We start from the raw sequence: 6,837 nt of genomic DNA on the forward strand, positions 1-6,837 counted from the left end.
GTTGCTCCGGTCGCTCACGCTCCCGGCTCGCCCGGCACTCACACGAGAGCGAAGCGACATGGCCGAAATGATCATCATGCTCCGCCGGGACCCGAACACCGGCAAGCAGAACATCATCATCAAGCTCGACTCCGAGCCCGACGCGCTGCCGATGGAGCACGAGCAGATGCACCGCGCGCTCGTCGAGAAGCTCATCGGCAAGGGGATCAAGCCCGAGGACATGGGCGAACTCATCATCGAGCGCGAGAGCGAGAAGCAGCCGAGCGAACCGACGACCACCCCCAACGAGCCGCAGAAGCAGAAGCAGACGAACAAGGGCTGAGCCACGCTCCCGGCTCGCCCTGTAACCCACGCGAAACACCGAACCCCGCTCCGTAAACATGATCCTGCTGTTCCCGAACCTGGACACCCTGCGGCTCGCGCTGACGAGCAGCGTCGTGCCCGTCGACGTCACCCTCGCGCCGGCCGCGGTCACGTTCGACGACCAGGGGAAGATCTACCTCGAACCGGCCGCGGCGCTGAACAAGGCGGTCACCAAGAACCTCGACAAGATCGGGGTCAAGGGGTCGAAGCGGCACGCCACCGACGCGCCCGAGGAGGTGACGTGCTGGCCGCAGGTGTTGCCGGTCGCGCGCGAGGCCGGCACCCCGAACGTCTCGAACCAGGCCCCGGTGCTGTTCGAGCTGTCCGACGCCGACGACCTGCCGACGCTCGTGACCGAAATGCTCCGGCTCGGCAACGACCGTCAGGGGTTCCGGTGGTTCGCCGCTCCCGGCGACGCCGAGACGAAGCGGGTCCTGCTCCGGGTCATCGGCCCGCCGTACTACACGCTCCTCCGCGCGATGGACACCACCGCCGCGGGCACGAAGGGCACGGTGCGCGCGTACCTCGAACGCGCCCCGCGGGTGTGGGTCGAACTCGGGTACGCGCACCCGCTCGCCACCCAGATCCGCGCCGCCGACCGGCAACTCGTGCTGATCCGCGCGCCCCGCGAGTGGGTGTACCTGGACGAGGCCGCGTTCCAGGACGTGTACGACATCCTGCAGTTCAAGCTGCCCGCGTCGCCGGTGGCGTGGACCGAGGCGAAGGCCCCGAAGAAGATGGCGGTGCCGATGCGGCTCACCGCCGGGAACGCCGCCGACGTGCCCGAACTGTGGGTGCTCCGCGACAACGCCATCGAGCAGCTCGACGTGCTGGTCCGCGACTCCGACGACCGGCTCACGCAGCGGCTCATGTTCGCCGTCGCTACGGACCCCAACGGCACCCGCACCGTCGTGCTGCGGACGCGGCCGTCGAAGCTCGCGCCCCCGGTGCTGCCGCTGGAGAACGCGCTCGGGTTCAAGCCGTTCTGGAAGCTCCCGAACCTGTTCGTCCCCGCGGGCCGGCGGCTGCACCCCACGCTCCGCCGCGACGCGGTCCGCCGGCTCCTCGCCGACGACGCCGACCAGGTCGTGTGGCTGTACCCGGACGCCGACGGGAAGTTCACCCCCGAGAGCGTGCCAGACGGCGCGTTCCGCCCGCTCGAGGACTGGGTCGATTACGTCATCGAGGCCGAGCAGGCCCCGCTCGCGGCGTGGATCGAGGCGACCCGGTTCGACTTCGACCACTTCATCTGCAAGGACACCGGCGGGCCGAAGAAGCCGGACAAGCCCGAGAAGGACCCGAAGGCGCGGGACGAGGACGAGGCCCGCGGGCCGCGGTCGAACCTGCCGCAGCCCAAGACCGCCGGCAAGGGCAAGGCCGCGCCGGGGCGCGGCGCGTCCGCCGAGTTCCTCCCCGCCCCCGAGGTCGTGAAGCCGCCGAGCGAGTGGAAGCTCCGCCGCGAGGAACTGGAGAAGCAGTTCCTGGGGGCCGAGGGCGGGCTCGACGCGCCGGACCGCGTCGCGCTGTGGCCGGAACTCGCCGCCGCCAGCACCGGGATGCAGGACAAGACCGAGGCGGCGGTGTGCTGGCTCAACGCGATGTGGGACGCCGACCCGCTGCCCCCCGAGTGGATCGGCGGGTGGGTGCGGAGCGAACTCGCGGCGGCCGGCGGCACCATCAAGGCCGAGGAGTTCGACAAGCGGCTCGCGAACTCCGCGCCTGGTCAAGAGGACACGCGAGCGGTCGTCGCCGGGTTCCTGTGGCTCGCCTCGCAGAACCCGGTTCCGGCGTGGCTCGCGTCGCGGCTCCCCGCGGTGCAGGCGTACCTGGAGCGGTTCGAGCAGGCGCTCCCGGTGCGCGCCGTGTGGCTCGCGGGCTACCGGCTGGCGCAGCTCACCGGGGCCGACGTCCTCGGGCTCGCGCGCGTCCGCGACCGCGTGCTGCAGCGGCTGCTCGAACAGGGGCTCACCGCCGAGAAGGACCTGCCGAGCTTCCTCCGGTTCGCCGGGCACAAGGACTCGGAGCGCATGCGCGTCGTCCGCGACAAGGCGATGGAACTGCACGCCGCCGTCCGCAAGTGGACCGAGCACATCCCGGTCAACTTGCCCTACGTCGATCTCCTGTTCGCCTTCGCACTCGCCAAGCTTCAGGAAGGGACGCAGGCAAAGCGACTGGTGGAGGACGCCCGCAAGGAGATGGAGAAGTCGGTCCCCGCGTCGTGGCAGGACACGAAGAACTTCGACGCGGTCGTGTCGGCGGTCACGCAGGGGTTCCTGTTCAAGGCGTTCAAGCACCGCATCGACCAGGTGCTCGCGGGCAAGCCCAACACCGGGCAGATGTCGGCCGAACTCGCCGCCGAGCTGGACGCCCTGGGCAACAAGGGGAAGTCGGCCGGGACCAACAACCCGTTCTCGCGGGCCGAGTACGTCATCAACCGGATGCGGGAGCAGTCGCGGATCATCGAGCCGCAGGAGCGGCTCGACCCGTACGCCTACTGGACCAAGAACCAGGACGCGCTGAAGAAGGAACTCGCCGACCTGCCGACCATCAAGGAGCCGGGCAAGCTCGCGGACCGCGTCCGCAAACTCTACAAGGAGGGCTCGCAGGGGAAGACCTCGAAGGAGGTGCAGTTCCTCGTGCTGCACGAGGCGGTGCCGCTGTCGCACCGCGTCGGCGAGGCGTTCACGGTCGAGTTGCTGCAACTCGTGCCCGGGGCGCTCGCGGGCGGGCCGGTCGGCACGCCGGAGCCGCCGGACACGCCCAAGAAGCAGGGCGAACTGATCGAGCGCGCGCTGTTCATGGCCGGGCACTTCGACCGCGGCGACCTCGTCAAGAAGCTCGTCGACGAGGTGTCGGAGCTGCTCCGCTCGAAGTCCGAGGACGCCCGGTTCAAGCTCATCAACGTCGTCGCCGGGCAGTGCCTGCGGAGCCTCAAGAAGCTCGGGATGCGGGACGAGATCGACCGGTTCCTCGCGAAGCTCCGCACCGAGGTGCTCCGCGGGGCGACGACCGCGGAGCTGAAGAAGCGGTACGCGGCCAAGCCCGAGACGTGGGGCGCGGTGCTGCAGACGCTCCTGAACCTCGCCGCCGGGTGGCTCACGTTTGGGCTGCACGAACAGGCCGCGCCGATCCTCGACGAGGCCCGCCGCGAGCTGCTCGACCCGAACGCGGCGAAGCTCCAGCCCAAGGACTACACGGCGCTGGCCCAGACCTACGTTTCGGCGCTGGGGCAGGGGCCGTCCGAGACCGGGCTCCAGAGGATCACCGAGCTGTTCCGCAAGATGGACGAGAAGAAGATCAACAACACCTGGACGACGGCGCAGTACTACTCGCGGTTCCACCTGAACCTCGTCGAGGACGTGATCCGCGCCATCGTGAGCGACGACTTCGCGCTCGGGCCGACGGGCCGCAAGTGGCTGGACGACGACGAGTACCTGGTGCGGAAGCGGATCCACGCCGACATGCGGCGGCACCTGACGCACCTGGAGCGGACTTGAGACAGAGAAGAGCTTGATCCGCAGATTGCGCAGATGGACACAGATTTTCGGACAGAGGACAGGGGGTCGCACGGATCTTCCATTGATCTCTGACTTCTGATCTCTGTGTCTGGTTTTTAATCTGTGTCCATCTGCGTAATCTGCGGATAACTCTCTTCGCCTCACTCCTTCGCGTCAACGATCTCGGCCTTGGCCGCACCGGCCCGGATCGCCTCGACGGCCCTCTCGGCGTCGGCCTTGGCCTTGTACCCCTCGCTGCTCGCGGCGACGACCTGCCCGTTGCCGGCCTTGAACCGCCACCGGTGCTCCTTCTTCTCGTCCTGGTACACCTCGAACACCGCGTCGGCCCCGACCTTCTGGAGCTGGAGCAGCGCGATGCCGTTCCGGGCGTCGGCCTCGGCCTTGTACCCCTGACCGGCCGTGGCGAGGACCGCCCCGTTCGGGGCCTTGAGCCGCCACCGGAACTGATCGTCCTTGCCCTTGTACAGCTCGAACTTCATCTTCGAATCCTGGGCGACGGCGACCGCTGCGAGGCCGAGGAGCCCGACCGCGAGTGCCGCCGCGAGACCGGTGCGAACCATGACGTTGATCCCGCGTGGTGTGGGGGGTTGAACTGCCGGCCGAACCCACGCAAATCGCACGCCGATTCCGTAGTTTGTGAGTCTGGGTCCGCCGGTCGTTCCCCCGCGCCCGCCGGCCCGCTCTCAAGGACCGAGCGAACCCATGAACACCCCGTCCGACAAACCCGCCACCGGCTCGAAGGTCGCTCGCGACCCGTCGGTCCCCCTCAGCAAGAACCACCACCTGCTCCGGTGGGTCGAGAAGATGGCCCGGCTCACGCTCCCGGACCGCGTCCACTGGGTGGACGGCTCGCAGGAGGAGTACGACGCGCTGTGCGGGCAGATGGTCGCGGGCGGCACGTTCATCAAGCTCAACCAGGAAGCGTGGCCGGGGTGCTACTACGCCCGGTCGCACCCGAGCGACGTGGCCCGGGTCGAGGACCGCACGTTCATCTGCTCCTACTCGAAGGAGGCCGCCGGCCCGACCAACAACTGGGAGGACCCGTTCAAGATGCGGCGGCGGCTCAAGGAGCTGTTCTCGGGGTCGATGCGCGGCCGCACGATGTACGTCCTCGCGTTCAGCATGGGGCCGGTCGGGTCGCCCATGTCGCAGATCGGCGTCCAGCTCACCGACTCGCCGTACGTCGTCGTGAACACCCGCATCATGGCCCGCATCGGGCTGCCGGTGATCGCCGAGATCGACAAGGGCGAGAAGCGCGTCGTGCCGTGCATGCACACGCTCGGCGCGCCGCTCGCCCCGGGCGAGAAGGACGTCCCGTGGCCGTGCAACAACGAGAAGTACATCGTCCACTTCCCCGAGACCCGCGAGATCTGGTCGTACGGGTCGGGGTACGGGGGCAACGCGCTGCTCGGGAAGAAGTGCTTCGCGCTGCGGATCGCGTCGAACATCGCCCGCGACGAGGGGTGGATGGCCGAGCACATGCTGATCCTCGGCGTGCAGGCCCCGAGCGGCGAGAAGACGTACGTGACGGCCGCGTTCCCGTCGGCGTGCGGGAAGACCAACTTCGCCATGCTGATCCCGCCGGCCGGGTTCGACGGGTGGAAGGTGTGGACCGTCGGCGACGACATCGCCTGGCTCAAGCCGGACGCCAACAACCGGCTCCGGGCCATCAACCCCGAGGCCGGGTTCTTCGGCGTCGCCCCGGGCACCTCTGCGAAGACCAACCCGAACGCGATGGCGACGCTGTCGCGGAACACGATCTTCACGAACGTCGCGCTCACCCCCGGCGGCGGCGTGTGGTGGGAGGGGATGACCGACGAGCCGCCGGCCGAGTGCCTCGACTGGCAGGGGAACCCGTGGACCCCCGAGATCGGCAAGCGGACCGGCGCGAAGGCCGCGCACCCGAACTCGCGGTTCACCGCCCCCGCGGCGCAGTGCCCGACCATCGACCCCGCGTGGGAGGACCCGGCCGGGGTGCCGATCAGCGCCGTCATCTTCGGCGGCCGCCGCGCGACCACGGTGCCGCTCGTGTACCAGGCGTTCAACTGGAGCACCGGCGTGTACCTGGGCGCGACGTCGGGCTCGGAGATGACCGCGGCGGCGGCCGGCACGCTCGGGAAGGTGCGCCGCGACCCGATGGCGATGCTCCCGTTCTGCGGGTACCACATGGGCGACTACTTCCGGCACTGGATCCGGATGCAGCGGGCGCTGGCCGAGACGCCGCGGATCTTCCACGTGAACTGGTTCCGCAAGGACGCCGACGGGAAGTTCATCTGGCCCGGGTTCGGCGAGAACATGCGGGTGCTGAAGTGGGTCATCGACCGCGCCCGGGGCCGCGCCGCCGGCCGTGAGACGCCGATCGGGTGGATGCCGCAGTACGAGGACATCGAGTGGCGCGGCCTCGACTTCCCCAAAGAGAAGTTCGAGGCGCTCCAGGCGTGCGACCGGGCCGCGTGGCGGGCCGAGGTGCTCAGCCACGAGGAACTGTTCCTCGAACTCCACGACCGGCTCCCGCCCGAAATGGTCTACGAACGCGAGTTGCTCATCTGCCGGCTGTGACGGTTCGGGTTCAACGTTCAGAGTTCGGGACCGGCGCGATGACGACCCCCAATGGGAACCTGTTCGCCGGCATGCCGGTGGAACTCCCCGAAGAGCTGTTCACCACGCTGCTCGCCGCGCCCGGGGCGCGCGTCGAGCGGATCGTTTCCCACGGGCACGCGTCGCCGGACGGGTTCTGGTACGACCAGGACTCGCACGAGTGGGTTGTGCTGCTGAAGGGGGCCGCACGGCTCCGGTTCGAGGACCGCGTCGTCGAGCTGCGGCCCGGCGACTTCGTGAACATTCCCGCCCACCAGAAGCACCGCGTCGACTGGACCGCGCCCGACGAGCCGACCGTCTGGCTCGCCGTTCACCACCTTTGATACCGGATCTGTGGGGTTCGTCTTGGTCCGAGCCC

At 69.2% G+C, this 6,837-nt stretch carries 5 protein-coding genes; 4 read left to right on the top strand and 1 reads right to left on the bottom strand.

Annotated features, from left to right (window positions below; all coding sequences use genetic code 11):
- Positions 1–322: hypothetical protein (locus ACTIGN_RS14865; RefSeq protein ID WP_439625135.1), on the top strand; the 322-nt coding region annotated here is incomplete at its 5' end.
- A 58-nt stretch (positions 323–380) separates the two neighbouring features.
- Entirely contained in the window at positions 381–3,860 is a 3,480-nt protein-coding gene (locus ACTIGN_RS14870) for a hypothetical protein (RefSeq protein WP_439625137.1), read from the top strand.
- A 161-nt stretch (positions 3,861–4,021) separates the two neighbouring features.
- On the opposite strand, the gene ACTIGN_RS14875 is transcribed toward ACTIGN_RS14870, so the two are convergent.
- Positions 4,022–4,441 (bottom strand): YegP family protein, encoded by a 420-nt coding sequence (locus ACTIGN_RS14875; RefSeq protein ID WP_439625139.1) that lies wholly within the window; start codon positions 4,439–4,441, stop codon positions 4,022–4,024.
- A gap of 142 nt (positions 4,442–4,583) precedes the next feature.
- Between ACTIGN_RS14875 and ACTIGN_RS14880 the strand changes: the two genes are divergently transcribed.
- Positions 4,584–6,440: a phosphoenolpyruvate carboxykinase (GTP) gene (locus tag ACTIGN_RS14880; protein WP_439625141.1), complete on the top strand. Its 1,857-nt coding sequence runs from the start codon at positions 4,584–4,586 to the stop codon at positions 6,438–6,440.
- A 38-nt stretch (positions 6,441–6,478) separates the two neighbouring features.
- On the top strand, positions 6,479–6,802 hold the full coding sequence (locus tag ACTIGN_RS14885; RefSeq protein ID WP_439625143.1) for a cupin domain-containing protein: 324 nt from the start codon (positions 6,479–6,481) through the stop codon (positions 6,800–6,802).
- The last annotated feature ends 35 nt before the right edge of the window (positions 6,803–6,837 follow it).

Origin of the sequence: Gemmata sp., assembly GCF_051859125.1 — a bacterium.
In the GTDB taxonomy this organism is placed as follows: domain Bacteria; phylum Planctomycetota; class Planctomycetia; order Gemmatales; family Gemmataceae; genus Gemmata.

Coding starts and splice junctions, on each gene's coding strand:
- ACTIGN_RS14885 (WP_439625143.1), top strand. CDS start 6,479: ATGACGACCCCCAATGGGAACCTGTTCGCCGGCATGCCGGTGGAACTC.
- ACTIGN_RS14880 (WP_439625141.1), top strand. CDS start 4,584: ATGAACACCCCGTCCGACAAACCCGCCACCGGCTCGAAGGTCGCTCGC.
- ACTIGN_RS14875 (WP_439625139.1), bottom strand. CDS start 4,441: ATGGTTCGCACCGGTCTCGCGGCGGCACTCGCGGTCGGGCTCCTCGGC.
- ACTIGN_RS14870 (WP_439625137.1), top strand. CDS start 381: ATGATCCTGCTGTTCCCGAACCTGGACACCCTGCGGCTCGCGCTGACG.